At 73.7% G+C, this 24,519-nt stretch carries 27 protein-coding genes and 2 pseudogenes; 17 read left to right on the top strand and 12 right to left on the bottom strand.

All coding sequences use genetic code 11. The features are described from left to right. Nucleotides 1-3: 3 nt before the first annotated feature. Entirely contained in the window at nucleotides 4-999 is a 996-nt protein-coding gene (locus tag B085_RS0106400; protein WP_026250743.1) for an N-acetylglucosamine kinase, read from the bottom strand. Between the two features lie 205 nt (nucleotides 1,000-1,204). On the opposite strand from B085_RS0106400, the gene B085_RS0106405 reads away from it, so the two are divergent. The 5 genes and pseudogenes from B085_RS0106405 (at nucleotide 1,205) to B085_RS0106430 (ending at nucleotide 4,767) form a co-directional block, all read left to right on the top strand. Further along, nucleotides 1,205-2,155: a MurR/RpiR family transcriptional regulator gene (locus B085_RS0106405; protein ID WP_018557737.1), complete on the top strand. Its 951-nt coding sequence runs from the start codon at nucleotides 1,205-1,207 to the stop codon at nucleotides 2,153-2,155. 49 nt (nucleotides 2,156-2,204) lie between these two features. Next, nucleotides 2,205-3,101, top strand: a complete 897-nt coding sequence (gene murQ, locus B085_RS0106410; RefSeq protein ID WP_018557738.1) for an N-acetylmuramic acid 6-phosphate etherase — start codon at nucleotides 2,205-2,207, stop codon at nucleotides 3,099-3,101. 171 nt (nucleotides 3,102-3,272) lie between these two features. After that, nucleotides 3,273-3,865 (top strand): annotated as a pseudogene (locus B085_RS46600) (ATP-binding protein); the annotation flags it as partial. A 102-nt stretch (nucleotides 3,866-3,967) separates the two neighbouring features. Then, nucleotides 3,968-4,342, top strand: a complete 375-nt coding sequence (locus tag B085_RS0106425; RefSeq protein ID WP_026250745.1) for a DUF488 domain-containing protein — start codon at nucleotides 3,968-3,970, stop codon at nucleotides 4,340-4,342. A gap of 44 nt (nucleotides 4,343-4,386) precedes the next feature. Then, entirely contained in the window at nucleotides 4,387-4,767 is a 381-nt protein-coding gene (locus B085_RS0106430) for a thioesterase family protein (RefSeq protein ID WP_026250746.1), read from the top strand. 38 nt (nucleotides 4,768-4,805) lie between these two features. Here B085_RS0106430 and B085_RS49925 read toward each other — a convergent pair whose 3' ends face one another. Then, a complete protein-coding gene (locus B085_RS49925; RefSeq protein WP_018557743.1) occupies nucleotides 4,806-4,979 on the bottom strand; it encodes a hypothetical protein in 174 nt (57 codons plus the stop codon). A gap of 134 nt (nucleotides 4,980-5,113) precedes the next feature. Between B085_RS49925 and B085_RS41485 the strand changes: the two genes are divergently transcribed. Then, a complete protein-coding gene (locus B085_RS41485) occupies nucleotides 5,114-5,491 on the top strand; it encodes a hypothetical protein (protein ID WP_018557744.1) in 378 nt (125 codons plus the stop codon). On the opposite strand, the gene B085_RS41490 is transcribed toward B085_RS41485, so the two are convergent. Together B085_RS41490 and B085_RS41495 are read right to left on the bottom strand one after the other, a co-directional pair. After that, nucleotides 5,437-5,991, bottom strand: a complete 555-nt coding sequence (locus B085_RS41490) for an SDR family NAD(P)-dependent oxidoreductase (RefSeq protein WP_018557745.1) — start codon at nucleotides 5,989-5,991, stop codon at nucleotides 5,437-5,439. The two genes, B085_RS41485 and B085_RS41490, sit on opposite strands and share 55 nt — an antisense overlap. 15 nt (nucleotides 5,992-6,006) lie before the next feature. After that, nucleotides 6,007-6,456 (bottom strand): hypothetical protein, encoded by a 450-nt coding sequence (locus B085_RS41495; protein ID WP_018557746.1) that lies wholly within the window; start codon nucleotides 6,454-6,456, stop codon nucleotides 6,007-6,009. Nucleotides 6,457-6,646: 190 nt separating this feature from the next. On the opposite strand from B085_RS41495, the gene B085_RS0106455 reads away from it, so the two are divergent. Together B085_RS0106455 and B085_RS41500 are read left to right on the top strand one after the other, a co-directional pair. Further along, the gene (locus B085_RS0106455; protein ID WP_018557747.1) at nucleotides 6,647-10,366 is read left to right on the top strand and encodes a S8 family serine peptidase; all 3,720 of its coding nucleotides are present in this window, start codon (nucleotides 6,647-6,649) and stop codon (nucleotides 10,364-10,366) included. Between the two features lie 548 nt (nucleotides 10,367-10,914). After that, nucleotides 10,915-11,118, top strand: a complete 204-nt coding sequence (locus B085_RS41500) for a hypothetical protein (RefSeq protein ID WP_018557749.1) — start codon at nucleotides 10,915-10,917, stop codon at nucleotides 11,116-11,118. A gap of 67 nt (nucleotides 11,119-11,185) precedes the next feature. Here B085_RS41500 and B085_RS0106475 read toward each other — a convergent pair whose 3' ends face one another. Beyond that, on the bottom strand, nucleotides 11,186-11,446 hold the full coding sequence (locus B085_RS0106475) for a hypothetical protein (RefSeq protein ID WP_018557750.1): 261 nt from the start codon (nucleotides 11,444-11,446) through the stop codon (nucleotides 11,186-11,188). Between the two features lie 300 nt (nucleotides 11,447-11,746). Between B085_RS0106475 and B085_RS0106480 the strand changes: the two genes are divergently transcribed. Both B085_RS0106480 and B085_RS0106485 read left to right on the top strand, forming a co-directional pair. Beyond that, nucleotides 11,747-12,652: a LysR family transcriptional regulator gene (locus B085_RS0106480; protein ID WP_018557751.1), complete on the top strand. Its 906-nt coding sequence runs from the start codon at nucleotides 11,747-11,749 to the stop codon at nucleotides 12,650-12,652. A gap of 73 nt (nucleotides 12,653-12,725) precedes the next feature. Beyond that, on the top strand, nucleotides 12,726-13,595 hold the full coding sequence (locus tag B085_RS0106485) for an alpha/beta fold hydrolase (protein ID WP_018557752.1): 870 nt from the start codon (nucleotides 12,726-12,728) through the stop codon (nucleotides 13,593-13,595). A 42-nt stretch (nucleotides 13,596-13,637) separates the two neighbouring features. On the opposite strand, the gene B085_RS0106490 is transcribed toward B085_RS0106485, so the two are convergent. Further along, nucleotides 13,638-13,841: a CGNR zinc finger domain-containing protein gene (locus tag B085_RS0106490; RefSeq protein WP_018557753.1), complete on the bottom strand. Its 204-nt coding sequence runs from the start codon at nucleotides 13,839-13,841 to the stop codon at nucleotides 13,638-13,640. A gap of 98 nt (nucleotides 13,842-13,939) precedes the next feature. On the opposite strand from B085_RS0106490, the pseudogene B085_RS51860 reads away from it, so the two are divergent. After that, nucleotides 13,940-14,050, top strand: a pseudogene (locus B085_RS51860) (short-chain dehydrogenase); the annotation flags it as partial. Between the two features lie 146 nt (nucleotides 14,051-14,196). Here the strand turns inward: B085_RS51860 and B085_RS0106495 are convergent. Then, the gene (locus tag B085_RS0106495) at nucleotides 14,197-14,841 is read right to left on the bottom strand and encodes a DUF2238 domain-containing protein (protein ID WP_018557754.1); all 645 of its coding nucleotides are present in this window, start codon (nucleotides 14,839-14,841) and stop codon (nucleotides 14,197-14,199) included. A 195-nt stretch (nucleotides 14,842-15,036) separates the two neighbouring features. Here B085_RS0106495 and B085_RS0106500 point away from each other — a divergent pair, with 195 nt between their 5' ends. The 4 genes from B085_RS0106500 to B085_RS50520 all read left to right on the top strand — a co-directional run bounded on the left by B085_RS0106500 (nucleotide 15,037) and on the right by B085_RS50520 (nucleotide 17,351). After that, nucleotides 15,037-15,510 carry a carboxymuconolactone decarboxylase family protein gene (locus B085_RS0106500; protein ID WP_018557755.1) on the top strand — a complete coding sequence of 158 codons (474 nt, stop codon included), beginning with the start codon at nucleotides 15,037-15,039 and terminating at the stop codon, nucleotides 15,508-15,510. Between the two features lie 26 nt (nucleotides 15,511-15,536). Then, on the top strand, nucleotides 15,537-16,460 hold the full coding sequence (locus B085_RS0106505; RefSeq protein WP_018557756.1) for an RNA polymerase sigma-70 factor: 924 nt from the start codon (nucleotides 15,537-15,539) through the stop codon (nucleotides 16,458-16,460). Nucleotides 16,461-16,536: 76 nt separating this feature from the next. Then, nucleotides 16,537-17,142 (top strand): GNAT family N-acetyltransferase, encoded by a 606-nt coding sequence (locus B085_RS0106510; RefSeq protein ID WP_018557757.1) that lies wholly within the window; start codon nucleotides 16,537-16,539, stop codon nucleotides 17,140-17,142. After that, nucleotides 17,130-17,351 carry a hypothetical protein gene (locus B085_RS50520; protein ID WP_018557758.1) on the top strand — a complete coding sequence of 74 codons (222 nt, stop codon included), beginning with the start codon at nucleotides 17,130-17,132 and terminating at the stop codon, nucleotides 17,349-17,351. Before B085_RS0106510 ends, B085_RS50520 begins: the two co-directional genes overlap by 13 nt. A gap of 152 nt (nucleotides 17,352-17,503) precedes the next feature. Here the strand turns inward: B085_RS50520 and B085_RS0106520 are convergent, their stop codons facing one another. Then, on the bottom strand, nucleotides 17,504-17,998 hold the full coding sequence (locus tag B085_RS0106520; protein ID WP_018557759.1) for a PaaI family thioesterase: 495 nt from the start codon (nucleotides 17,996-17,998) through the stop codon (nucleotides 17,504-17,506). A gap of 94 nt (nucleotides 17,999-18,092) precedes the next feature. Here B085_RS0106520 and B085_RS0106525 point away from each other — a divergent pair, with 94 nt between their 5' ends. Beyond that, nucleotides 18,093-18,560 carry a winged helix-turn-helix transcriptional regulator gene (locus B085_RS0106525; protein ID WP_018557760.1) on the top strand — a complete coding sequence of 156 codons (468 nt, stop codon included), beginning with the start codon at nucleotides 18,093-18,095 and terminating at the stop codon, nucleotides 18,558-18,560. A gap of 330 nt (nucleotides 18,561-18,890) precedes the next feature. On the opposite strand, the gene B085_RS0106530 is transcribed toward B085_RS0106525, so the two are convergent. The 3 genes from B085_RS0106530 to B085_RS0106540 all read right to left on the bottom strand — a co-directional run bounded on the left by B085_RS0106530 (nucleotide 18,891) and on the right by B085_RS0106540 (nucleotide 22,747). Continuing rightward, nucleotides 18,891-19,991: a PucR family transcriptional regulator gene (locus B085_RS0106530; protein ID WP_018557761.1), complete on the bottom strand. Its 1,101-nt coding sequence runs from the start codon at nucleotides 19,989-19,991 to the stop codon at nucleotides 18,891-18,893. A 218-nt stretch (nucleotides 19,992-20,209) separates the two neighbouring features. Beyond that, the gene (locus B085_RS0106535; protein WP_018557762.1) at nucleotides 20,210-21,034 is read right to left on the bottom strand and encodes a helix-turn-helix domain-containing protein; all 825 of its coding nucleotides are present in this window, start codon (nucleotides 21,032-21,034) and stop codon (nucleotides 20,210-20,212) included. 87 nt (nucleotides 21,035-21,121) lie between these two features. Next, nucleotides 21,122-22,747, bottom strand: coding sequence for an FAD-binding oxidoreductase (locus B085_RS0106540; protein ID WP_026250747.1), 1,626 nt, complete (start codon nucleotides 22,745-22,747; stop codon nucleotides 21,122-21,124). 115 nt (nucleotides 22,748-22,862) lie between these two features. Here B085_RS0106540 and B085_RS0106545 point away from each other — a divergent pair, with 115 nt between their 5' ends. Then, a complete protein-coding gene (locus B085_RS0106545; RefSeq protein ID WP_018557764.1) occupies nucleotides 22,863-23,474 on the top strand; it encodes a TetR/AcrR family transcriptional regulator in 612 nt (203 codons plus the stop codon). Between the two features lie 45 nt (nucleotides 23,475-23,519). Here the strand turns inward: B085_RS0106545 and B085_RS0106550 are convergent, their stop codons facing one another. Then, a complete protein-coding gene (locus B085_RS0106550; RefSeq protein ID WP_018557765.1) occupies nucleotides 23,520-24,260 on the bottom strand; it encodes a sulfite exporter TauE/SafE family protein in 741 nt (246 codons plus the stop codon). Nucleotides 24,261-24,519 lie beyond the last annotated feature (259 nt).

Consider the following 24,519-nt stretch of genomic DNA (forward strand, 5'->3'; position numbering starts at 1 on the left):
CTCCTAAGCAACAGCCGGCGGGATCACCGGCGTGGTGGGGACAGTGGGTGACGTCGTCCGGCGGACTCGGACGACGTGGGGTTCGTGCGGCACGGTGGCGTCCCGTGCCAGCAGGCGCGCGCCGTCCAGCGGGTCCCCGAGCGGGGGCCGCGGGTCCAGCGGTCGCGCGGAGGCCTCGAGCGCCGCGCGCAGCGGTGCCATGAGCGGTTCGCCGAGGCCGGTCAGCCCGCCGGTGACGGTGACGGGCAGGACCTCGCCGCCGATCCGGGCCGCCGCGGCGAGGACGGCCTCGCCGAGTGCGGTGGCGGCGTCCCGGACGATCTCCCCGGCGACGGGGTCGCCGGACGCGGCGGCGTGGGCCACGTCCGGGGCGAAGGAGGCAGCGGTACGAGCCGGGTTGCCGCCGGCGGCCAGCGCGGCGGGCAGCGTGTCCGGATCGCCGAAGCGCCGGCCGGCCGCGGCCAGCAGCGCGGTGTCCGGTCCGCGGCCGTCGTGGGCGCGCAGCGCGGCCCGCAGGCCGGTGACCCCGATCCACGCGCCGCTGCCCTCGTCGCCGAGCCACGGGCCCCAGCCGTCGACGCGGGCGTACGAGCCGTCCTCGCCGATGCCGATGGCGACCGAGCCGGTGCCGATGGCCAGCACCACGCCCGTACGGCCGCCGAGGGCGCCCGCGTGTGCGGTGACGGCGTCGCTGGTGACGGCGACCTCGTCCGCGGGCAGGTCCTGGAGCAGCAGTCCGGCGAGGGCGCGGGCGGCCTCGGGGGCCGCGGCCGCTCCGGCGGCACCGACACAGACGGCGGCGAGCCGGCCGGGGGCGTGCTGCTCGATCAGCGGCCGGACGGCGGCAAGCACCGCGCCGTGCGCGGCCTCGACACCGCCCTCGGCTGCGAGTCCGGGTGCCCCCGGAACCTCGTGGACGGGGCCGGCGGTGCCGTCCGTGCTGATGAGCACGGCACGGCAGCCCGTCTTCCCCAGGTCCACAGCCACTGCTGCTGTCATGCGGCACGCCCTCGTGTCGTACGGGATCCGGCACGGCGGGTGGTCACGGTCGGCGGTGACCGGCGCGGATCGCGGTGCAGCGAGTATCGGAAGGTAGACCTCCGTATGTCAATAAGTAACTTCACGAAATGCATCACGTAAATTTTTGACGCAGTCGACGGGGCGTGGTTACGCTGACGCCACCCACTCAGGAGGGAACCCATCCATGGCCTCCCAGGACCCGACCCGCACCTCCGCGCAGCCGGCACAGGAGACCGCCTCAGGCGGCGACACCCTGGCCCGCATCCGCGCGGCCCTGCCCGGCCTGGCGCCCTCCGAGCGGCGGGTGGCCGAAGCCGTCCTGGCCGATCCGGCACAGGCGGCGGAGCTGTCCATCAGCGCCCTCGCCGAACGGGCTACCACCTCCGTGGCCACCGTCATGCGCTTCTGCCGGACGATGAAACTGGGCAACTACCCCCAGCTGCGGCTCGCCCTGGCCGCGGCCGCGGCCCGCGAGCACGCGCTCGGCGGCGAGCGCCCGACACCTGGCACCGACATCAGCGCCACCGACACCCTCGAACAGATCGTCCACAAGATCGTCTACAACGAGGTCCGCGCCCTGGAGGACTCCGGGGCCGGACTGGACATCGAGGCGCTCGGCCGGGCCGTCGACGCCGTGGCGGGCGCCCGGCGCGTGGACATCTTCGGCATCGGCGCCAGCGCCTTCGTCGGGCAGGACCTGCACCAGAAGCTGCACCGCATCGGCCACATGGCGTTCATCTGGACCGACCGCCACGCGGCCCTGACCGCCGCCGCCCTCCTCGGCCCCGGCGACGTGGCACTGGCCGTCTCCCACTCCGGGGAGACCGAGGACACCGTCGAGCCCCTCCAGGCGGCCGCCGAACGCGGCGCCACCACCATCGCCCTCACCAACGTCCCGGGCTCCACCCTCGCCGACAGCGCCGACCTGGTGCTCGCGACCTGCGCCCGCGAGACCCCCTTCAGGTCCGGCGCCACCGTCAGCCGGATCGCCCAGCTCGCCGTGATCGACTGCCTGTTCGTCGGCGTCGCCCAGCGCTCCTACGACGCCACGACCGCGGCCCTGCAGAAGACCTACGGAGCCGTGCAGCGCCGCAGGCGCCCGCAGCCCCAGCGCCGCACACCGGCCGACGACTGACGGCCGGCCCCGCACCACACCCCAGCACCACCGAAAGGACGACCGCGCCGTGGACCTCAGCACACTCGGCACCGAGACCCGCAACGAGCGGACCGCCGAACTGGACCGCATGCCGGTCTCCGAGCTCCTCACCGTGATGAACGCCGAGGACCAGACCGTCGCCCTCACCGTCCGGGAGGCGCTCCCCGACATCGGCACCGCCGTCGAGGCCATCACCGAGTCCCTGCGCCGCGGCGGCCGCCTCATCTACCTCGGGGCCGGCACCAGCGGCCGCATCGGCCTGCTCGACGCCGTCGAGTGCCCGCCGACCTTCGGCACGGCGCCCGAGCAGGTCGTCGGCCTGCTCTCCGGAGGCCCGGGCGCCTTCGTCGTGGCCGTCGAGGGTGCCGAGGACGAGCCCGCCCGGGCGGTCGCCGACCTCGACGAGATCGGCGTCGACGAACGCGACACCGTCGTCGGCCTCGCAGCCAGCGGGCGCACCCCGTACGTCATCGGCGGCCTCAAGCACGCCGCGACGCGAGGTGCCGTCACCGTCTCCGTGGCCTGCAACCGCGACGCACTCGTCAGCCGATACGCCGACATCCCGATCGAGGTGCCGACCGGCCCGGAGATCCTCACCGGCTCCACCCGGCTCAAGGGCGGCACCGCCGAGAAGATGGTCTGCAACATGCTCTCCACGGCGTCCATGGTCCGCGTCGGCAAGGTCTACGGGAACCTCATGGTCGACGTGCGCGCCACCAACAACAAGCTGGTGGACCGCGCACAGCGCATGGTCGTCCAGGCCACCGGGGCCGACCCCGACACCGCCGCCGAGGCCCTGACCGCCGCCGGCGGCCACGCCAAGACGGCCATCGTGATGCTGCTCACCGGCACCACCGCCGAGGACGCCGCCCGGCGCATCGAGCAGGCCCACGGCGACACCCGCACCGCCGCCGGCCAGGCCTGAGACCGGCGCCCGCCGGGCCGGGCGGCCCGGCGGTCCCCGTCCACTCACGCCACGGGCGCCACATCCGGAACGCCGCCGTCCGTGCAGGCCCCGGTGATCGGGGGAATCTGCCGCACAGCGCGGCAGTTTCCGCGTGGGGAGGCGAGCCTCCCCACCACACGGCCAAGGCCGACCCTGCAGCAGAGCCTGCTGCCCAGGGAACCGCCCGCCCATAACGCGGTCGACGCCGCCTACGGCTACCGGCCCGCCGACCTCGCCGCGGGCGTGGGCGGCGACTGGTTCGACGTGATCCCGCTGTCCGGGGCGCGCGTCGCCCTGGTCATGGGCGACGTCGTGGGGCACGGGGTGCGGGCGGCCGCGACGATGGGCCTCGCGCGCTCGCCGCGGCCGACGGCGCCCACTGGGACGTACCGGCCGATCCCGCCGCCGTAGCGGCGGTACGCGAGGAGGCGAGCGCGCAGCTCGCGGCCTGGGGACTGCAGGACCGGGCCTTCGCCACCGAGGTCATCGTCAGCGAACTCGTCACCAACGCCCTGCGGCACGGACGCGCCCCCATCCGTCTGCGGCTCATCAGGGACCGATCCCTGATCTGCGAGGTCACCGACGGGAGCAACGCCGCGCCCCATCTGCGCCGGGCGCGCACCTACGACGAGGGCGGCCGCGGGCTCTTCCTGGTGGCACAGCTCTCCTCCCGCTGGGGCAGCCGGCCGACGGACTGCGGCAAGACCATCTGGGCGGAGCAGCAGCTGGACCAGGCCGGCTGAGCCCTGTCGCCGCCCTTCGGAACTCCGGACGGGCCGCAGCGTCGCACCGCCGATAGAGTGAAGATCACGGGGCCCGGCGACCACGGGAAGGCGGCGACGGCCATGGCCGGACGGTTCGGCTACCGGCGGATCTACGAGGACTCCTCGGCGCAGGAGGGCAAGCGCGTGCTCGTCGACCGGCTGTGGCCCCGGGGCGTGAGCAAGGAGCGGGCCCACCTGGACGAGTGGCTCCGCGACGTGGCGCCGTCCTCCGACCTGCGCCAGTGGTACCACCACGACACGGAGCGCTTCTCCGAGTTCCGCGACCGGTACATCGCCGAACTGCAGGACTCCGATCACCGGCCCGCCGTCGAGCACCTGCGCGACCTCGCCGCCCACGACCGGGTCACCCTGCTGACCGCCACCAAGGACGTCGACCACAGTGAGGCGGCCGTCCTCGCCGGCTGGCTGGACTCGGCGGGGGCCGCGGGTCACTAGGCCTCCTCGTCGCCCGCCTCGCGACGGCGCGCTAGCGTGGTGCCATGCGTCATATGGTGACCGATGCCGACACCGCGACGACGGTGGGCAGCGGCGACGTACCCGTCCTGTCCACACCGCAGTTGATCGCCTGGCTGGAGGCGGAGACGGTGCACGCCGCGGCGCCCTTCACGGCGGCCGGCCAGACGACGGTGGGGACGGCGCTGCGCGTCGAGCACGTCCGCGCCACCCCGGTCGGCGGCAAGGTGGACGTCTCCGCGGACCCGCCACCCTCCCCCACCGGGCGCCGCCTCACCTTCCGGGTCCGGGCCGTGGACGACGCGGGCCAGCTCGTCGCGACCGGCGAGATCGACCGTGCCCTCGTCGACCGTGAGAGTTTCCTGGCGGCCGCACTCGGCCCGGAGCAGCCGGGCGAGGCTTCCTGACGAAGGGGGCGACTCGCCCGGCGCCCGTAGTTCATTCATCAGTGCTTGAAGACGTCCTTGGTCCTCTCCTTCGCACCCCGCATCTTGCCGCGCGATTCGAGGGCCGCGCCCTTGGCCGCGAGCTTCTCCTTGTGCATCGCGTGGGCCGCCTTCCGCACCGACTTCCCGACGACCTGCTCCATCTTCGCCTTGGTCTTCTCTCCCGCGCTCATCTCGGCACCTCCACGACCTCTCACCGGCCGCGTGCCCGGGCGGCGGTGACCCAAACCCCCTGCCGGGCACGCGGAGGCGCGGGATCCGGGCCGTCGGATCCCGATGAACGCATTCGTCGCGGACAGGGGGCTCGATGACGTGGCGGCTGGTGCGGGGGGACACCGTGATCGGCAACCTCGGCCATGACGGCTGCGACATGCCGTTCATCCTGCTCCGCTTCACCCCCGAGCCGGGTCGGGAGGCCGTCCGGCCCCACTTCGAGGCGCCGGCGGCGGCCGTCGGCGGCACGGACCCAGACGGCCGACGGCTCTCGGCCGTCGTCAAGGCCTTGCGGGAGATGGAGCTCACCCTCGAGGACGCGGAGGGTCGAGAGCCCTCCCTGCGCGTGTGGCGCGACTGCTTCCTGCACATCCACGGAGCAAACGGCAAGCTGCGCTCTGACCCGGCTCCGCCGGGTCAGAGCAGTGAGGCGGTGACCTCGGCGAGGCGCTTCCGGTACTCCGCGTCGTAAGCCTCGGCGGCCGCCCGGGCCTCCTTCCCGCCCTCGAAGTACCGACCGGTGACGCCCGCCGTCTCCGGCGCGTCGACCAGGCGCCGGGTGGCGGCGACGCCCTGCTCCGGGGAGTCGACCACCTCCATCCCCGAGCGCCGCGACATGGCGGTGGGCATGTAGGTCGCCGGGTGGACGCTGTTGACGGTGATGACGGTGCCGGAGAGTTCCCCGGCGAGGTCGAGGCTGTGGCAGATGAGCGCCAGCTTGGACCGGCAGTAGGCGGCGACGTCGGTGTAGGCGCGGGTGAGCTCGGGGTCGTCGAGGTCGAGCGGCTGCTGGCCGATGGAGGCGACGTTCACGATCCGGGAGGGCGCCGCGCGGTGGAGCAGCGGGAGGAGTTCCCGGGTCAGTACCGGTGCCAGGTAGTTGACGGCGAGGCGCAGTTCGTGTCCGTCGGCGGACGTCTGGCGCCGGGTGCCCTCGGCGTGGAAGCCGACACCGGCGTTGTCACAGCACATGTGACGACGCGTCCGCTACCGCCCGGATCGGGGGTCCACCAGGAGCAGCACGCGGCCGGCGGCCGATGGCCCGGAGAAGGCGCACAGGACGTCCATGCCCCTTCGACCCCGCAGTTCGCGGAGGTCGACGTCGAAGCCGACTTCGCCGGCCGAGAGGAGCCGGAAGACCGCAAGCGCACCGGGAACCGGCGAGACAGGCGGCATCGCCGTCTCCGCGCCCTCCTGACGTGCCAGGACCTCGGCGGCCCGGGGCAGCCGTCCGGCGACGCCTCCCTCCAAGTACGTCCACGCCCATCCGCGCGACCGGACGAGATCGAACACCGCCCGCCAGTCCTCGGCCATGGTGCCGGGCAGGTGGACGTCCGGCAGAGCCCCCGTCAGGTCGGGGTCGAAGAGGTCCTGGACGTCGTCCCACAGCAGATCCGGCAGCGCACCATGCTGCCCGCGGACGCCTACCGGCCGCATCCTGGTCTCGCCGTGTCCCCGAACTCCCGGCCATAGCGGGTCTTGTCGGCACACGACGCCTTTCGGGCGGTCCCGTGATGACACAACTGTGCCATGGCACAAGAACGACGCCTGGATTCCCTTGAGCGCGGGACGCGGCCGCCTCCAAGATCAATGGCCGTCCACTCTTCACATGGCTTGAGGAGTTTCCTTGCCCACGGTTCACATCCCCCGGCCCAGGCCCGGGGCGATCGCGCTCGGCGTGGTCGCCGCCCTGGCACTCGGGGTCATACCGGCCACGGCCGCCGTATCCGCGGACCACGCCGGTCGCGGGCCCGCCGCCGGTGCCGCACAACGCCCGCCCGGCGACGGCGGCACGCACACCGTCACCCTGATCACCGGTGACAAGGTCACCATCGGCACCGCACCCGACGGCACCGCCGTCCGGTCCTTCGAGGGCGTGAACGGGACCACCACCGGTTTCCACCGCGCCGTCGTCGACGGCGCCACATACGTCTACCCCGACGCGGCCCTGCCCTTCGTCGGCGCCGGCACGCTGGACAAGCAGTTGTTCAACGTGACGAAGCTGATCGCAGAGGGTTACGACGACGCGCACTCCGCCCGCCTGCCCCTCATCGTCGGCTACACCGACTCCGCGGCCCGGTCCCGGACCCTGCCGGCCATGGCCGGCTCGAAGGTCGTCCGCCGACTGGACAGCGTCCAGGGCGCGGCCGTCACCCAGGACCGCGCGCAGGCCTCGAAGTTCTGGTCCGCGCTCACCGGGGGTTCCGGTGCCGCGGCCCGCTCGGCGAAACCCTCCTTCGCGGGCGGGATCGCCAAGATCTGGCTCGACGGCAAGGTGAAGGCCGACCTGGCCGACTCCACGGCGCAGATCGGCGCGCCGGAGGTGTGGGCGCAGGGCAACACCGGAGAGGGCGTCAAGGTCGCGGTGCTCGACACCGGCGTGGACGCCGAACACCCGGACCTCGCCGACCGGATCGACACCAGCGCCAGCTTCATCCCGGACGAGCCGGACACCCTCGACTACCAGGGTCACGGCACGCACGTCGCCTCGACGATCGCCGGTACGGGCAGCGCGTCGGACGGCAAGGAGCGGGGCGTCGCCCCCGGTGTCCGCCTGGACATCGGCAAGGTGCTCAACAGCGAGGGCAGCGGCCAGGAGTCCTGGATCATCGCCGGCATGGAGTGGGCGGCCCAGGACCAGAAGGCCAGGATCATCAGCATGAGCCTGGGCGGCGGCGGTGACCACACCGACCCGATGAGCCAGGCGGTCGACCGGCTCAGCCGCGAGACCGGCGCGCTGTTCGTCATCGCGGCGGGCAACAGCGGCCCGCACTCCATCGGCAGCCCCGGCGCGGCCGACTCCGCACTGACCGTCGGCGCCGTGGACTCCGCGGACCGGCTGGCCGACTTCTCCAGCACCGGCCCGCGTGACGGCGACGCCGGGCTGAAGCCGGAGATCACCGCGCCCGGCGTCGACATCCTGGCGGCCCGTTCCCACTACAAGCGGGGCTCGGGCTACTACACGACGATGAGCGGCACTTCGATGGCGACGCCGCACGTCGCGGGCGCCGCCGCGCTGCTGGCCGCCGCCCACCCGGACTGGACGGGCCCGCAGTTGAAGGAGGCGCTGGTCAGCAGCGCCAAGGCCACCCCGTCGTACTCCCCCTACGAGGCGGGCGCGGGCCGGCTGGACGCGCCGGCCGCCGTCCGCACGTCGGTCTTCGCGACCGTCAGCGCCTTCTCCGGCTTCTACGCCTGGCCCCAGAAGCCGGGCGAGACCGACGTCCGGAAGGTGACGTACACCAACACCGGCGGCGCACCGGTCGGCCTGGACCTGGCGATCGACTCGAAGGCCCCGGCAGGGCTGTTCACGCTCTCCGAGGACAGGGTCACCGTCCCGGCGCACGGCACCGCCACGGTGTCCCTGACCGCCGAGCTGGACCGGCTGCCGCTCGACCAGTCGGTCAGCGGCATGATCACCGGCACGGACGGCACCGGAACCGTCCGGGCCCGGACCCTGATCGGCGCCGCCAAGGAGGGCCGCCGGCAGACGCTGACGGTCAACGCCAAGGACCGCTCGGGCAAGCCCCTGGCGGGCCGGGTCATGCTCACCGCCAAGGGCCTGTTCACGACGATCGACCTCGACGAGGCGGGCACCGGCACCGCGCGGCTGCCCGTCGGCACCTACAGCGGGTGGCTCACCGCGGACGTCCAGGGGGCGGGCGGCCCGCACTCCCTGGGCATGGCGCTGCTGCCCTTCAACGACGTGAGCCTGGACCAGGACCGCACCGTCACCCTCGACGGCCGCAGGATGCGCCAGATCCTGGCGCGCGCCCCGCAGCAGACCACCGCTGTCGCCCCGCGCCTGGACGTCCACCGCTCGTTCGGCGACAGCCTCGTCGAGTCCTCGATGCTGCCCAACGAGACGTACGACAGCATCTGGGCACTCCCGACCGGCAAGAAGGTGACCGACGGCGAGTTCGAGTTCGGTGCCCGCTTCCGTCTGGAGCAGCCGGCGCTGACGGTGGGCACGGCGACGAAGACCTACGCCGACCCGCTGGTCAAGCGCGGCGCCGAGCCGCTGCCCGCCGGCACCCGCACGCTCACGGCCGTCTACGCCGGTGAGGGCACGGCCGCCGAACTGGCCCGCCTCAAGCCGCGCGGCAAGGCCGTGGTGGTGCGGGGCGGCGACCCGGCCGGAATCCAGGCACAGGCGGAGGCCGCCGCGGCGGCGGGCGCCCAGGTGCTCGTCGTCGTCAACGACGGCATCGGCCGGCTGCAGCCGTGGGACGAGTCCCCGTGGAGCCCGGAGAGCCCGGCGCCGCTGACGGTGGCGACCCTCGACGCCGACCAGGGCGCCGACCTGATCGGAGCGCTCGGGCGCGGCACGGTCAGGCTGAAGGTCACCTCCAACCCCACGACCGACTACGTCTACGACGTGGTGCACCACTGGTCGGGCGCGGTACCGGCGGATCCGACCTGGCGCGTCACCCGGCGCGACCTGGGCAAGGTCGACGTCTCCTTCCGCAATCACCGTCAGGGCAAGGCGCTGGAGTTCCGCCCCGACGTCTGGCGCGGCTGGGTCGTCGGCAACCAGCTCACCGCTCCCGCCCAGGGCGACCGGACCGACTGGGTCACCGCAGACGCCAGTTGGCTGGACGACGCCTTCATCGCGGGCGAGACGGGGCAGCACTCGATGGACCTCCTGCGCTACCCGGCCGGGAAGACCGGCGAGGTCAGCTGGTTCGGCCCGATCCAGCGGCCCCGGATGGGCCCGATCGGCTACCAGCCGGTCCGCTACCTCGACGGGGTGTACATCCCGGCCCCCGGCTGGGGCGACTCGGGCTCGGGCCACGTCGGCGAGGCCTACGCCAACTTCAAGGTGAAGGACTGGATGTCGCTCTACCAGGGCGACCGGCAGCTCGACTGGGGCAACGCCGAGTACCTGCCCGTCACGGGGCTCGCCCCCGAGCGGCTGCCCTACCGGCTGGTGGTCGACAACGACCGTGCGGAATGGAAAGCCCCGTACTCGACGCACACACTGACGGAGTGGAACTTCACCTCCGCGGTCACGGGCAGCGAGTCGGCGGTGTCCCTGCCGCTGATCCAGCTCGACTACGGCGTGGACACCGACAAGGCCGGCCGGGCCGACCGGCACGCCGGGCTGACGGTGACCGCCTCGCACCTGCCCGGCACGACCGCCGCCATCGGGAAGCCCTCGCTCGAGGTCTCCTACGACGACGGGAAGACCTGGCAGCGGGCCGGCCTCGACCGCCGCGGTGACGGCTGGCGGACGGATCTGCGTGCCCCGAAGTCCGCGGGCTTCGCCACGCTCCGGGTCACCGCCCGGGACGACGCGGGCAACACCGTCTCTCAGACGATCACTCGGGCGTTCGGTCTGCGCTGACGCACCGGCGCACCACCCGGCGGGCGGGACCGCGAGCAGCGGTCCCGCCCGCCGGCGTCTGCGGGCGGCTCCGGGCGCGCGACGGCACTGGGTCAGCGGGCCCGCGGGCGGAACGCCGGCCCCGAGCACGGCACGAGCGTCGCCCGGCGCATCCGCAGCGGCACCGTCGGGATGAACGGATACGTGATGCCGGACATCGGCTCCCCGTACGGGGGCGTGAAGTCCAGCGGCCCCGTACGGGAACCGGCCCGGAGGGAGTCCAGGCGTACCAGCAGTCGCAGTCGGTCTACCGGCCGTGACGTCCGCGTCGTGTCGCGGGGGCCGTCCCCGGCCGGAAGGTCGTCACCTTCTTGACAGGTGACGATGACTGTGCGACCGTCGGCATCAGCCGCGGTGGTATCCGACTCCGCCGATCCCCCACCGGAGGATTCCCGTGAAGGTGCTCAACGTCATGAAAGTGGCCACGGTGGCCGTGGCCATCGTCACCGTCGCCTGCGGGTGTTTCCTCCAGGTCTTCTGAGGACGACGCAGCGAGAGAGAGGACCGGCATGCCGAACACGCAGAATGCGGTCAAGGTCGTGAAGGTGGTCGTGGCCGCGGACAGCGGCGCGGCGACGCGGCAGGCCCGCTTCGGCGCCCTGCCCGCACGCGTCCGGCCGGAGGACACCACCGAAGTGGTCCCCATAGTCGAACGCTACCCGTCGCAGGACCTCTACGACCCCGAGAAGTGGCTCACCTGCAGGTGGGTGTAGCCGCGGGCGCCGCGCCCCCGGCCGGACCCCGGTCCGGCCGGGGGCGCGGCCATGGGTCCGCCGCGGCTCACCGCCGCCCGGCCGGCCCGAGGAGCCTGCCGAGGGGGCCCTCGTGGAGGCCCTCGCAGGTGAGGGCGTGGGAGAGGATCACCACGGCGATGCAGACCACTCCCACTACGGGGGCGATGAACCAGCCGCCGATGCCGCAGACCGCGTACATGGCGAGACCGGTCAGCGGCCGGATCCGCTGCGTCCGGAGGTAACGGGGCGACACCCGGGGCTGCAGCAGCTCCGGACGGTCCCGCGGATAGGTGAACACCCCCACCACGGAGCCGACATGACGGCCGCGAGGTGCGGCACAAATGGCCGTTCGGGGAATGGCGGGGCGGTTTCCGGCCCGGGGTGGACCCGGAGCGCCGTGATTACGCCGGCCTCGTCGGCTTCGCCGACCCGGACGGCAACACCTGGGTGGTGCGGGAGCGAGGTTTCCGCCGAGCGGCATGAGCCGCGGGGAGCCGGCGTCCCTGCGGAGGCTCGTGCGCGCCCACAGGACGCAACGGGGCCCGCCGTCACGCGGGGGTCGTTTTCGGCTTGTGTACGTTTCGAACAGTTCGGATAGATTTTACGTATGGCGACACTGCGGGCACTGGAGTGCCTGGTGGCCCTGGTCGACGAGGGTTCGGTCACCCGGGCCGCGGCCTCCCTGCACATGTCCCAGCCGGCGCTCTCCCACCAGGTCGCGGCACTGGAGCGGGAGCTCGGCACCCCCGTCGTCGAGCGGCTGGCCCGCGGTGTGCGGGTGACGGCGGCCGGACGAGCCGCGGCCGAGGAGGCCCGGATCGCGCTGGACGCCGCGGCCCGGGCCGTCCGCGTCGGACGGCAGGTCGGCGCGGGCAACGACGGGCGGCTGCGGATCGCCTGCGCGGAGACCATGACCGCGTGGCTCCTGGTGCCGGTGCTGCGGCGCTGGCACGCGCGCCGCCCCGGGGTACGGCTGGAACTGGCGGAGTTCACCAGCGCCGACCGCATGGTGGAGCACCTGATGAACGGCGCCACCGACCTTGTCGTGGGCCCGGAACCCACCGCGACCACGGCCCATGTCGAAACGCTGGGACGGGAGGAGATCGTGGTGGTCACCTTCGCCTCCCATCCGTTCGCCTCGCGGGTGTCGGTCGCGCTCGAGGAACTCGCCGACGAGCCCTTCGTGCACTACGACCCGGACAACGGGATGGCGGTCTGGGTGGACCGGTTCGCCGCGGCGCACCAGGTGAGCCTCAGACCCGTACTGCGCACCCGCAGCCCGCGCACCGCCGCCCAGCTCGCGGGCGCGGGCATGGGGGTGACCCTGGTGCCGGTCTCCGCCCTGGCGGGTCGCCCGGCGGCGGTCGTCCGGCGGCTGGAGCCCCGTGTCCACCGCGAGATCGTGGCACTCACGCTCACGCCCTCCGACGCCCTGGTCCGGCGGTTCGTCGCCGACCTGCGCGGCCGGGGGCTCCCCGAGGTCAACACGGCCGCCGCCCTCCCGACCGCTTAGGCCCGTGCGGCTCGGCGGTCCGCAGGTGGCCAGCGGACACACAACCCGATCGCATCGCCCGAGGAGGCCCGAGATGACCGGCACCGTCCACTACCGCACCGTCGAGGTCGACGGCCTGGAGGTCTTCCGCCGGGAGGCCGGTGACCCCCGGGCCCCCGTCCTGCTGCTGCTCCACGGCTTCCCGACGAGCTCTCACATGTTCCGGAACCTGATCCCCGCCCTCGCCGACCGCTACCGGGTGATCGCCCCCGACCACATCGGCTTCGGCCAGTCCGCCATGCCGGCGGTGACGGACTTCCCGTACACCTTCGACGCCCTCACGAAGGTCACCTCCGGGCTGCTCGAACAGCTCGGCGTGGACCGCTTCGCCATGTACGTCCAGGACTACGGGGCCCCCATCGGATGGCGGCTGGCGCTGGCGGACCCGCGGCGGATCACCGCGATCGTCAGCCAGAGCGGCAACGCGTACACGGAGGGCTTCGCGAGGCCCTTCTGGGACGGCCTGTTCGCCTACGCCGAGGACCCGAACCCCGAGACCGAGGCCGCGGTGCGCGTAGCGCTCACCCTCGAGGTCACACGCTGGCAGTATCTGAACGGGGTGGACGACCAGAGCCTGGTGAGTCCCGACAACTGGGTCCACGACCAGGCGCTGCTGGACCGCCCGGGCAACGCCGAGATCCAGTTGAGCCTGTTCCGCGACTACCCGCGCAACATCGACGCGTACCCGGCGGTCCACGAGTACTTCAGGAGCTCCCGGGTCCCGCTGCTGGCGGTGTGGGGCGAGCGTGACGAGATCTTCGGACCCGACGGTGCCCGCGCCTTCCGGAGGGACCTGCCGGACGCCGAGGTCCACCTGGTGGAGTCGGGGCACTTCGCGCTGGAGAGCCACCTGGAGACGGTCACGGAGCACATCCGGGGCTTCCTCGGCCGGGTCCTGGCCTGAGCCGCGTGACCCCGCCGGGGCGCCCTGCCGGGAGCCGGCGGCTCAACCGGGCGCGGTGCCACCGGCGCGGCTGCGTCGGCAGTGGCGGGCCACGCGCGTCCGGTTCCCGCAGATGTTGCCGGTGCACCACTTGCGGCGGCTGTTCCCCGCCAGGAACAGCATCGAGCACTCCGGGTTGGCGCAGCGCCGCAGGAGCCCCAGCCGGCCGGGACTCCCGAGCAGCGCGACGGCCTCGGCCGCGATCACGGCGAGGGCGGCGTTCCCTCCGTACTCGGTGTGCCACCGGGAGGTCTCCCGCAGGCCCTCGGGGGTGACGACGGCTCGCCCCGATCCGCGTCAACGCCGTGTCGCCCGGCACCATCGACACCGGCGCATGGGACGGACTGGGCGACGCGGGCAAGTCCGAGCTCTTCGCCCGCCTGTCCGGGAGCAGTCCCGCGCGGCGGAGCGGCACGCCGCAAGACGTCGCCCAGGCCGTGGTGTTCGCGATGACGAACACGTTCATGACCGGGGTCTCCCTCGCGGGTCGACGGCGGCCAGCCGCTCGTGTGAACGACGACCCGTGGCCGGGCCGTGGCGGTCCCGCTTCCGCCTCGGCCCGCTACCGGTCGCCGCGCGGCTCGAGGAGGTCCAGCTGCCGGTCGTGCACCCTGCCGAGCAGGAGCAGCGCCAGCACGGAACCGACCAGGGCGCAGAACATGTCCCACTGGGTGTCCCAGACGTCCCCCTGCGTGGCGAGGAAGGCGTCCGCGGCGTCGCCGCCGATCAACGCGGCCCACCACTCCAGCAGTTCGAAGAAGGCGCTGAAGGCCATGCAGGCGCACACGGTCAGCGGCGCGAGCCACCTGCTGCCGCGCAGCGGCGAGGTGCGGACGAGGACCTCGCGGACCAGCACGGCGGGCACGAAGCCCTGCATGAGGTGGCCGATCCGGTCGTAGGGGTTGCGCGACAGGTTCAGGGTGTCGCGCAGCCACTCCCCGAACGGCACCTGGGCGTAGGTGTAGTGCCCCCCCACCGACAGGACCAGGGCGTGCAGGGCGAGCAGCGCGCACAGCAGCCCGGTCAGCGGGAACCTGCGGCGCAGGGCGACCGCGATCGGCAGCCCGATCATGATCCAGAAGGTCTCCAGCACCCATGTGCCGCGGTCACGGGGCTGGATCCCGGACACCACCAGGGCGGCGAGCGCGAAGGCGGCGGCCGCCACGGGCAGGCCGAAACGCCGGACGGGGACGGTGAGGTCTGTCATGCCCCCAGGGTCGCGAGGTGCGGCACGAGGGCGCATGAGTACGCCTACTCAGCTTGGAGACGCAGCTCACACCAGGCCGTGTCACAGGGCCGCGGGCTGCCTCGTCCCAGGAGGTGAGTCCGTGGACGGCCACGGACGCCGCACGACGCCGCACGACGCCGGACGACGCCGGACACGACACCTGAGGAGCACACCATGGACGCGCGACTCGACTACTTCGCCGACCCGACCGCGGGCCGGGCCCTCAAGCACTTCATGGCGGTGGGCAGGGCCTTCAAGGAGTCGTCGCTGCCCGCCGCGACGCAGGAGCTCGTCGCGCTGAGGGTCAGCCAGATCAACGGGTGCGCCGCCTGCCTCGACATGCACACCAAGGAGGCCGCCGCCGCGGGCGAGACCGCGGTACGGCTGCATCTGGTCGCGGCGTGGCGGGAGGCCACCGTCTTCACCGAGGCCGAGCGTGCCGCGCTGGAACTGGCGGAGGAGGGCACCCGGATCGCGGACGCGGGCGCCGGGGTCCGCGACGAGGTGTGGGCTCGGGCCGCCCGGCACTTCGACGGCGAGCAGCTCACCACCCTGGTCCTCCTGGTCTCCTTCATGAACGCGGTGAACCGGCTGAACGTCATCGCCCGGCAGCCGGCGGGTGACTACGAGCCCGGCCGGTTCCACTGACCGGGACCGGGGGAAGGGGGTCGGGTGTGAGCAAGGTGGAGGACTTCGAGGAGCTGCGGCCGCTGCTGTTCTCGATCGCGTACCGGATCCTGGGCAGCGTGGGCGAGGCCGAGGACGCGGTGCAGGAGACGTGGCTGCGCTTCGACGCCTCGTCGACCCGGCCGGTGTCGACGAAGGCGTTCCTGTCGGCCGCGGTGACACGCGTCTCGATCGACGTACTGCGCTCCGCGCGGGTGCGGCGGGAGGAGTACGTCGGACCGTGGTTCCCCGAGCCGCTGCTGAGCGACCCGTACGAGGATCCGGCACGTTCGGCGGAGCTCGCCGACTCGGTGTCGATGGCCGCGCTCCTGCTGCTGGAGCGGCTCAGCCCGCTCGAGCGGTCGGTGTTCGTGCTGCGCGAGGTGTTCGGCTTCGGCTTCGGCGATGTGGCCGAGGCGGTGGGGCGTTCGGAGGCGGCGTGCCGTCAGCTGGTGGTCCGGGCGCGCCGGCACATGGAGGCCGGGCGGCCGCGGTTCGCGGCGGACCGCGGGGCACGGCAGGAGCTCGCGCGGCGGTTCTTCGGCGCGCTGAAGGACGGCGACGTCGGCGCGCTCCGGGAACTGCTCGCCGCCGACGTGCAGCTCGTCGGGGACGGCGGCGGCAGGGCACCGCAGCTGGCGCGGGCCGTCGTGGGCGCGGAGAACGTGGCCCGGGTACTGGGCGCGGTCTTCCCCCTGTTGAGCCGGGTCGACGTGACGTTCGAGCCGCGCGAGGTCAACGGCCAGCCCGGGGCGGTCTTCCGCGACCGGGACGGCAGGGTCCTGTACACCCTCGTCCTCGACATGCTCGACGGAAGGGTCCAGGCCGTCCGCACGGTGCTCAACCCCGACAAGCTGGGCCACCTCGGCCCGGTCGCCGACGCCTGGGCCGTCCACCGGGAGGTGCAGCGGGCACGCCGGCCGGTCGATTGACGGGTCGCTCCCCGGGGTCGCCCCTCCGGCTCAAAAACCGTGTGCGCCGGCCGGGACGGGAACCTACCCTCCGGGCATGGACCTTCGTGAGGAACTGCCGGGGGACGCCGAGTCGGTGCGGGACGTCCATCTCCGGGCCTTCGGCGGCCACGGCCCGGTCGTGGCCGGTCTGGTGGACACCCTGCGCGGGAGCGTCACGCCCGCCGACGGACTCTCGCTGGTCGCCGAGCACGACGAACGGGTCGTCGGGCACGTCATGTTCACCCGCGGCCTGCTCGACGCCCCGCGGCGGCTGGTCGACGTGCGGGTGCTCAGCCCGCTGGCCGTCCTGCCCGGGCATCAACGGACCGGCATCGGCGCGGCGTTGGTCCGGCACGGCCTGCGGACCCTGGCCGCGCGGGCGGTGCCCGTGGTCTTCGTCGAGGGCGATCCCGCCTACTACGCACGCCTCGGGTTCCTGCCCGCCGGTGACCACGGCTTCCGCAAGCCGTCCCTGCGCATCCCCGACGCGGCCTTCCGTGCGATGACGCTCCCCGCGTACGAACCCTGGATGACGGGCACCCTCGTCTACTCCGAGCCGTTCTGGCGGCACGACGCGGTCGGCCTCCGCGACCCGGCGGCGCCGGAAGACCATCTGCCACGCGGCGAGCGGTGCCCGACAATCCACGCGTGGCCACCATGAACGCCGACGGCACCGAACGGGGCCGGCGTCCCCGCCCCTCCCTGACCGCGCGGTCCGGGCGCGCCTACGGGGCGATCCCGCCCACGGCGCTGGTGCTGCTCGGCATCGTCGTGCTCCAGGAGTCGCTGCACGTGTCGCAGTGGATCGCGGTGCTCTGCGTGGTGGCGGCGTCGGCCGGTGCCGCACGCGAGGCGCGCCCGGACGTGTGAGCGCAGGCAGCGGGAACCGCATGCGGCCGGTTGACGCGGGGCGGGCCCGCCCGGAAGGGTTCCGCAGCCTGGCGGAGGCGGTCGGGGCGCCTGCCGGGTCGGACCAGGGGGCACCCGGCGCCCTGCTCCCGTGCCCGCGCACGGGAGCCCGCTCAGCGTGCGGGGACGGGGAAGAGCATGCAGCTGCTCGTGGCGTGGGCGAGGAGGCGGTCCGTGGCGTCGAACAGCTCGGCCTGCGCGAGGGCGGTGCGGCGGCCCTGGTTGAGGACGGTGCCTACGGCGCGGACCTTGCCGGTGTCGACGGTGATCGGGCGCAGGAACTTCAGGTTCAGGTCGAGCGAGGTGTAGCCCATGCCCTCCGGGAGGACGGACTGCACGGCGCAGCCGGCGGCCGAGTCGAGGAGGGTGGCGTAGACGCCGCCGTGCACGCTGCCGATGGGGTTGTAGTGCTCCTCCCCCGGTTCCATGGCGAAGACGGCGCGGCCCTCCTCGACCTCCTCCAGGGTGAAGCCGAGGGTCGAGGCGATGGGCGGCGCGGGAAGGCGCCCGGCCAGCACGTCGCGCAGGAACTCAAGACCGCTCGTGCGGCCGACCGCGGCCGCGGAGACCTTGGGGTCCCCCCACTCGAACGTGCGCGACCTCGCCATGGGGCGTTCCCTCCCTGACCGACTGACTTTGACATACGAAGTTAGCCAGCCGCACATCTGGATGTCAACGCCGAAGCCAGCCTACGATGACCGCATGACCTGGCTGGACACCAGTACCGAGAACTGCACGGTGCAGCGCACCCTCGACCTCGTCGGCGAGAAGTGGTCGCTGCTGGTGCTGCGGGACGCCATGAACGGCGTGCGCCGCTTCGACGACTTCCGCCGGCACATGGGGTTGTCCGAGGCGGTGCTGGCCGACCGGCTGCGCAAGCTGGTCGCCGCGGGGATCCTCGACACCGTCCCGTACCGGGAGCCGGGCAGCCGTACCCGCAACGAGTACCGGCTCACGCCCAAGGGCTGGGACCTGTGGCCCGCGATGATCGCCCTCAAGCAGTGGGGCGACCGGTACACCGCCGACCCCGAGGGCCCGCCCCTGGAGGTCCGCCACCGCGACTGCGACGAGCCCGTCGAGGCGGTCGTCGTCTGCGCCGGCGGCCATGACGCGCTGGCACCCCGGCAGGCCTACACCCGGCCCGGCGCCTCCGCCCGCACGCCGGGCTGAACCCCGTAGCGGGCGGCGTCGGCGAAGCCCTCCGCCCCGCAGCCACCGTGACGGGCGTCGACGCCCTCTCCCCCGTGCCCCCGTGTCCCCCGCCGGGGGCGTCGACGTCCAGGCCATCCGTCAGGACGCTCCCCCGGTCCCCGATGGCCTCACGAGCGCGAAGCCGAACGGGCAGGGCCCCCGCCCTCCCCCGCTTCGTGCGGTGGCTCCGTTGTCGGTGCCATGACGATGATGGCAGGGCGGACGGTCCGTGCGCATTGCCGGTTCCCGGCAGCGTTGACGCCTTGTTGGCGCCTTGTTGACGGCCTGCCGGCGGCGGTACGCCCGGAACTAGAGCGGCAGGTCGGGCCAGCCGAGCAACCGCGCGCCCATCGCCGCGGTCTCCAGGGTGTAGCGGTGCAGCGGGTCGCCGGGGTCGTAGCCGGTCAGTACCTTGATGCGCTCCAGGCGGTACGTGAACGTCCGCACGCCGAGGCCGAGCCGGCGCGCGGCCTCCGCGTTGACGTGCCCGGCCTCGGCGTGCGCGGTGATCGTCTCCAGCAGCGGTCCGGCCCCGCCCCGCGCCTGCTCCAGCGGCCCCAGAACACTGTGGACGAGGTCGGCCATGGCGGCCCGGTCCCGCATCAGCACGGGGAAGACCAGCAGTTCCTCGGCCCGCAGTACTGGGGCATGCAGCCGCAGCCGGTCGGCGACGTCCAGCGCCCCCAGGGCCTCCTCGTAACTGCGCACGATGCCGCTCGTACCGGAGTGGGTTCGGCCGACCGCGACGCGGCGGGCGGCACCGTACCCGGGGCCGGGGCGCAGCGCCGTGTCGGCGAACGCCTCGAAGACGGCGCGCTCGCCGCCGGGCGCGATGCACACCAGCCGGCCGTCCTTGCCGGCCACCAGGACGTCGCGGTGGCCGAAGCGGCCCACCAGTTCACGCTCGACGCGCCGCACCACGGGCTGGCTGTCCTCGTAGGCGTCCTCGCCGCGCGCCACCGCCACCGCGTGCCCGCGGCCCAGCCGCAGCCCGAAGCGCTCGGCGCGCTCGGCGAGGCGTCCCGGGTCGCTGCGCCCGTACAGCAGGTCGTCGACGAACTCCCCACGGGCCGCCTCGTCCTGACGGACCAGAAGCCGCTGCCCGCGCTGGTGGCCCTCGCCGATCGCGAGCACCGCGGCGTCCAGGGCGGTCAGCACCGCCTCACCGGCCCGCTGCACCTCCGTGGCGGTGTCGGCGGCCGCCACGCCGCGCAGTGTGCCCCACGCGTCGCGAGTCGCCGCCACGTACGCGCCGACGAGGCCGCGCAGTCCGCTCCCCCCGCCGCTCGCGCGCCCGCCGGAGGCGCGGAGCGCGTCGAGTTCGTCCCGTCTCAGCCGCCGGCCCGTCGCCGAGACCTCGTCCAGCATCCGCGCGTACGCCTCGAACTCCTCCCCCGGTACGCCCCCCATGATCCGGTCTCCCTCCGGGCACCCGCAGTTGCCGTCCCCCGGCGACCTGGACCGTATCAACCCTGCGCGGTCCGAAGGTCGTCGCCCCAACATCGATTGGCGTACCCGGCGATGCCCAACGCCACTTCTTCATCACCGACTTGACGCACAACCGTTCGAGGGGCGATGATCTCCGCACACTCCCCAGGTCTCCCCCCGTGGCCTGGGGAGTGCCGCGTTCAGCCGTCCGCGCCTCCGGCGAGGAGGTCGGCGGAGGCGGTGCGCCGGTAGACCACGCGGCGGTCGACACGGGTGCCGGTGACCAGTCCGGCGTCGCGCAGCACCGCCAGGTGGCCGCCGACGGTGCCGAGCGACAGGCCGAGGTGGGCGGCGAGCTCGCTGGTGGTGGCGGGGCGCCCCAGTTCGTGGAGGATCGCCGCACGGCCGGTGCCGATGAGGCGTCCCAGAGCGTGGCCGGGCCCCGTGCGGCCCGCGGTCGCGGCGGCTCCGCGCGCCGGGTCGACCAGCGCGTACGACGCGGGCGGCGCCTCGCACAGCCACGTGCCCCGGGACACGGCGGCGACCGGCACGAACAGCATGCCCTCGTCGCCGACAACCCGGTCCGGGGAGCCCTGGTGGCTGAAGCGAATCACGTCCGCGCCGACCCAGGCACTGTGCCGGTTCATCTGCTCCAGGGCGCGGGGCCAGCCGTAGGCGGCGAGCAGCCCGGCCCGGTAGGTGACGTCCCGCTCCAGCAGTGCGCGACGGCGCGGCCAGTCGGCGGCGACGTGCGCGGTCCAGGTGCGCCGGAAGAGCTCGGCGGTCCTGGCGGCCCAGTCGCGTCCGGTCAGCCGGCCGAGGTCGTGCTCCTCCCGGCTGTGCGCCACCGACTTCTCCAGCTCGGCGCGCACCAGTGCGTCGGGCGCCCGGGCCACCTCGGCCAGTTCGCCGTCGATCGTGGTCCGCATACCGCCCGCCGGAGGCAGGACGATGTGCGCCGGCATCCACTTCGTGGACCTCAGCAGCCGCACCAGGCCCTTCGCGAAGGGGTCGGCGTCGAGCACGGCGCGGAAGGCGCCATGGTGGCGGTCGTACCCTCCATCGCGGCTGCGTCGGCTGAAGGTTGCCTGCCCGCGAGCGGCCCTTCGCTCTCAACGCGCGGGCAGCAGGACGCCCGGGTTGAGGATGCCCGCCGGGTCGAGGGCGGACTTGGCGGCGGTGAGGGCGGCCGCGAAGGGACCGGGGCGCTGGGTGTCGTACCACGGGCGGTGGTCGCGGCCGACCGCGTGGTGGTGGGTGATCGTGCCGCCGTGGTCGGCGATGGCCTGGGAGACGGCGGCCTTGATGTCGTCCCATTGGGCCACCGTGCTGCCCCAGCGTCCCGCGGCGTAGACCCCGAAGTAGGGGGCGGGCCCGTCGGGGTGGACATGGCTGAAGCGGCAGGTGACCACGCCCGTGCCGCAGACGGTGCGGATCGCCTCGTTCGCGGCGTGGGTGACCGCCGCGTGGAGTTCCTCGAAGCGGTCCCAGGTGCAGGCGGTCTCGAAGGTCTCCACGACCAGGGACTGCTGGGCCAGGGCGTCGCGCTGGTAGGGCATGCGCAGGAAGGACGAACGCCAGGAGCGGTCGGTCCCGGCGGAGGCCCCCGCGTCGTCTGCGCCGTCCGCACCCGCGTCCGTGTGGCGGGCCGGCGCGGGCACGTTGCCGCCGTGGTCACGGCACAGCTCCAGGGCGCGGTCCATCCAGGGCCCCAGCGGGTGGTCGGCGGACTCGAAGGCCAGGATCAGGACGCTGCCGCCGGTGGTGACGCCCGCGTTGACGAGCGCCTCGGCGGGGTCCAGCAAACGGCAGTTGGACGGGTGGAGCCCGGACTGCGCCAGGGCGCGGGTGGCGGTGACGGCGGCCGTGAAGTCGGCGAAGTGGACGGAGGCGTTCGCGCGCCACCGGGGGCGTCGCTGCAGGCGCATCCAGGCCTCGGTGATGACCCCGAGGATTCCCTCGGAGCCGAGGAACATCCGGTCGGGGGACGGCCCCGCGCCCGAGGCGGGCAGTCGCCCGGACTCACCGGTGCCGGACGGCGTGACGACGCGCAGCGCCTGCGTGAGGTCGTCGATGTGGGTGTACAGGGTGGCGTAGTGTCCGCCCGCCCGGGTGGCCAGCCAGCCGCCGAGGGTGGAGTACTCGAACGACTGCGGGAAGTGACGCAACGTCAGTCCGGCGGGCCGCAGCTGGTCCTCCAGGTGCGGGCCGAGCACACCGGCCTGGATGCGGGCGGACCGGCTCACGGGATCCACCTCCAGGACGCGGTCGAGGCGCCCCGTGTCGAGGGTCACCGCCGGCCGGCCGCCGGCGAGGCGGGGTTCCACGCCGCCGACGACGGAACTGCCGCCCCCGAAGGGGATGACGGCGATCCCCTCGCGGGTGCACCAGTCGAGGAGGTCGGCGACGTCCTGCTCGGTGCGGGGGCGGGCGACGAGGTCGGGGGCGTGGCGCAGGTCGCCGTGGAGGTTGCGGACGACGTCCCGGAAGGCCTTGCCGTGGGTGTGCGCGGCGCGGTCGTGCGGGGTGGCGGAGCACAGGTGGGCCAGTGACCGCGGCGCCGTGACCCGTACGGGCGGCAGGGCGAGGGAGGCGACGTCCGGGGGGAGGTGGACGCTGAGGTCGGCGTCCGGGAGCAGTCCGGCCACCCGGTCGGTCAGCGCGGTGCGTTCGGCGCCGCGCACCGCGTGCTCGATAGTGCCCCACCCCCACCACGAGCGTGTTCCGGCGTGCGTCATGCGTGTCCCGCCCCTCGCCTCGGTGCGATATGACCAGCGAGTAAATTACCACCGGGTCATATCCTGCGGGAGGCGAACTGACCATAAGGTCAGTTCCTTGCCTACAATCACGGACGTGGCGAGCGCGCGAACCCGTACCGCCGGGACCAAGGGCGTACCCCGCGCCGAGCGCGAGGAGCAACTGCTCACCGCGGCCGTCGAGGAGTTCGGCCGCCGCGGCTACGGCGGCGCGTCGATGGCGGCCGTCGCCGAGCGGGTCGGGGTCACCAAGCCCCTGCTGTACCAGTACTTCGGGTCCAAGGACGCGCTGTACGCCGCGGCCCTGGAGCGGGTCGCCGGCTCGCTGACCCGCGCGCTCGACGGCGCGCTGGTCCCCGGTGCGACCTCGCTGGGGACGCCGCTGTCCGTGCTCGGCGCGATCTTCGGCACGCTGGAGGGGCAACGCCACGCCTGGTTCGTGCTGTACGACCGGACCCTGCCCGCCACGGGTGCGCTGCGCGAGGCGGCCGAGCGCCACCGTGCCGCCATCGACGGGCTGGCGGCCGCGGGCAGCGCGGAGTTCCTCGCCGCCCGCGGGATCGGCGACCCGCTGGACTGCGACGCGCTCAAGCACCTGTGGACCGGCACCGTCAGCACCCTGGTCACCTGGTGGATCCACCATCCCGGCGAGTCCGCGCAGGAGATGGCCGAGCGCTGCCGGCGCCTCATCGCCGCGATCGTCGCCTGAGGCGCCACACCCCGTCGCACGCCTCCGTCCCCGCCCCGGCCGCGTTCAAAGGGTGACGAGCCGTATCGCCGCGAGCAGGGTCAGGGCGACCGTGACGCGCTCGAAGACCTTCGGGCTGATACGGCTGATGGTCGCGCGTCCGGCGACGGCACCCGCGAGCACCGCCGGGGCGGCCATCGCGCCGAAGAGGAGGGTGTCGGGCGTGATCAGCCCCAGGGCGGCGCTGAAGGGCACCTTGAAGGCGTTGAGCAGCAGGAAGAACCACGCGCTGGTGCCGAGGAAGCCCAGCATGGGCAGCCCCACGGCCAGGAAGTACAGCGCCATGATCGGGCCCGCCGCGTTGGCCGTCATCGTGGCGAAGCCCGCCAGGATCCCGGCGCCCGCGGCGACGGCCCGGTGCTGGGCGACCGGGTCGTCCGGGCCCCGGCGCCGGCTCCACCAGTGGACGGCGAGCATCGACAGCAGCAGCGCGCCGATCAGTTCGCGCATCCGCGCGTCGTCGACCCGGTCGACGACCACCGCGCCCAGCAGCACCCCGACCACGACCCACGGGAAGAGCCGGACCAGCCGGCCCCAGTCGGCGTGCCGGCGGTAGGCGGCCACGGCGACCACGTCGCCGACGAGCAGCAGGGGCAGCAGCACGCCGGTGGACAGCTTGGCTGGCAGGACCAGCGCGAACAGCGCCACCCCCACCGTCCCCGCCCCGGACACCCCGGTCTTGGAGTAGCCGACGAGGAAGAGGGCGAGCAGCGCCACGGCCCACTGCGCCGGGTCGAGCGAGGGCATCAGGACCGCCGGGGGGCGGAGAGTGCGAAGGTCACGGCACGTTCTTACCTGGCCCGGGCCGCGCCTCCGCGGCCGGGGTGGGTGCCACGGAGGGGGCCGGGGCGGGGCCGGGCGGGCCCCGCCGCCGTGGCCGGGCCAACTGCGCCGTGACCGCTCCCGGTTTGTCACCGAGGGTTCCCCGCGGGTCCGTCGCCGCGTGGGCTGCCCGTCCCCGCGCGGGTCTGGGATGAGGATCAAGGACCGGGCGGCGCCACGCACC

The organism is Streptomyces sp. BoleA5, from assembly GCF_000373665.1.
Lineage (GTDB): Bacteria > Actinomycetota > Actinomycetes > Streptomycetales > Streptomycetaceae > Actinacidiphila.

Excerpts from the sequence above, each read along its gene's own strand:
- B085_RS0106400 (WP_026250743.1), bottom strand. The coding sequence starts at position 999 with ATGACAGCAGCAGTGGCTGTGGACCTGGGGAAGACGGGCTGCCGTGCC.
- B085_RS0106405 (WP_018557737.1), top strand. The coding sequence starts at position 1,205 with ATGGCCTCCCAGGACCCGACCCGCACCTCCGCGCAGCCGGCACAGGAG.
- B085_RS0106425 (WP_026250745.1), top strand. The coding sequence starts at position 3,968 with ATGGCCGGACGGTTCGGCTACCGGCGGATCTACGAGGACTCCTCGGCG.
- B085_RS0106430 (WP_026250746.1), top strand. The coding sequence starts at position 4,387 with ATGCGTCATATGGTGACCGATGCCGACACCGCGACGACGGTGGGCAGC.
- B085_RS49925 (WP_018557743.1), bottom strand. The coding sequence starts at position 4,979 with ATGAGCGCGGGAGAGAAGACCAAGGCGAAGATGGAGCAGGTCGTCGGG.
- B085_RS41485 (WP_018557744.1), top strand. The coding sequence starts at position 5,114 with ATGACGTGGCGGCTGGTGCGGGGGGACACCGTGATCGGCAACCTCGGC.
- B085_RS41490 (WP_018557745.1), bottom strand. The coding sequence starts at position 5,991 with ATGTGCTGTGACAACGCCGGTGTCGGCTTCCACGCCGAGGGCACCCGG.
- B085_RS41495 (WP_018557746.1), bottom strand. The coding sequence starts at position 6,456 with ATGCGGCCGGTAGGCGTCCGCGGGCAGCATGGTGCGCTGCCGGATCTG.
- B085_RS41500 (WP_018557749.1), top strand. The coding sequence starts at position 10,915 with ATGCCGAACACGCAGAATGCGGTCAAGGTCGTGAAGGTGGTCGTGGCC.
- B085_RS0106480 (WP_018557751.1), top strand. The coding sequence starts at position 11,747 with ATGGCGACACTGCGGGCACTGGAGTGCCTGGTGGCCCTGGTCGACGAG.
- B085_RS0106485 (WP_018557752.1), top strand. The coding sequence starts at position 12,726 with ATGACCGGCACCGTCCACTACCGCACCGTCGAGGTCGACGGCCTGGAG.
- B085_RS0106495 (WP_018557754.1), bottom strand. The coding sequence starts at position 14,841 with ATGACAGACCTCACCGTCCCCGTCCGGCGTTTCGGCCTGCCCGTGGCG.
- B085_RS0106500 (WP_018557755.1), top strand. The coding sequence starts at position 15,037 with ATGGACGCGCGACTCGACTACTTCGCCGACCCGACCGCGGGCCGGGCC.
- B085_RS0106510 (WP_018557757.1), top strand. The coding sequence starts at position 16,537 with ATGGACCTTCGTGAGGAACTGCCGGGGGACGCCGAGTCGGTGCGGGAC.
- B085_RS0106520 (WP_018557759.1), bottom strand. The coding sequence starts at position 17,998 with ATGGCGAGGTCGCGCACGTTCGAGTGGGGGGACCCCAAGGTCTCCGCG.
- B085_RS0106525 (WP_018557760.1), top strand. The coding sequence starts at position 18,093 with ATGACCTGGCTGGACACCAGTACCGAGAACTGCACGGTGCAGCGCACC.
- B085_RS0106530 (WP_018557761.1), bottom strand. The coding sequence starts at position 19,991 with ATGGGGGGCGTACCGGGGGAGGAGTTCGAGGCGTACGCGCGGATGCTG.
- B085_RS0106540 (WP_026250747.1), bottom strand. The coding sequence starts at position 22,747 with ATGACGCACGCCGGAACACGCTCGTGGTGGGGGTGGGGCACTATCGAG.
- B085_RS0106550 (WP_018557765.1), bottom strand. The coding sequence starts at position 24,260 with ATGCCCTCGCTCGACCCGGCGCAGTGGGCCGTGGCGCTGCTCGCCCTC.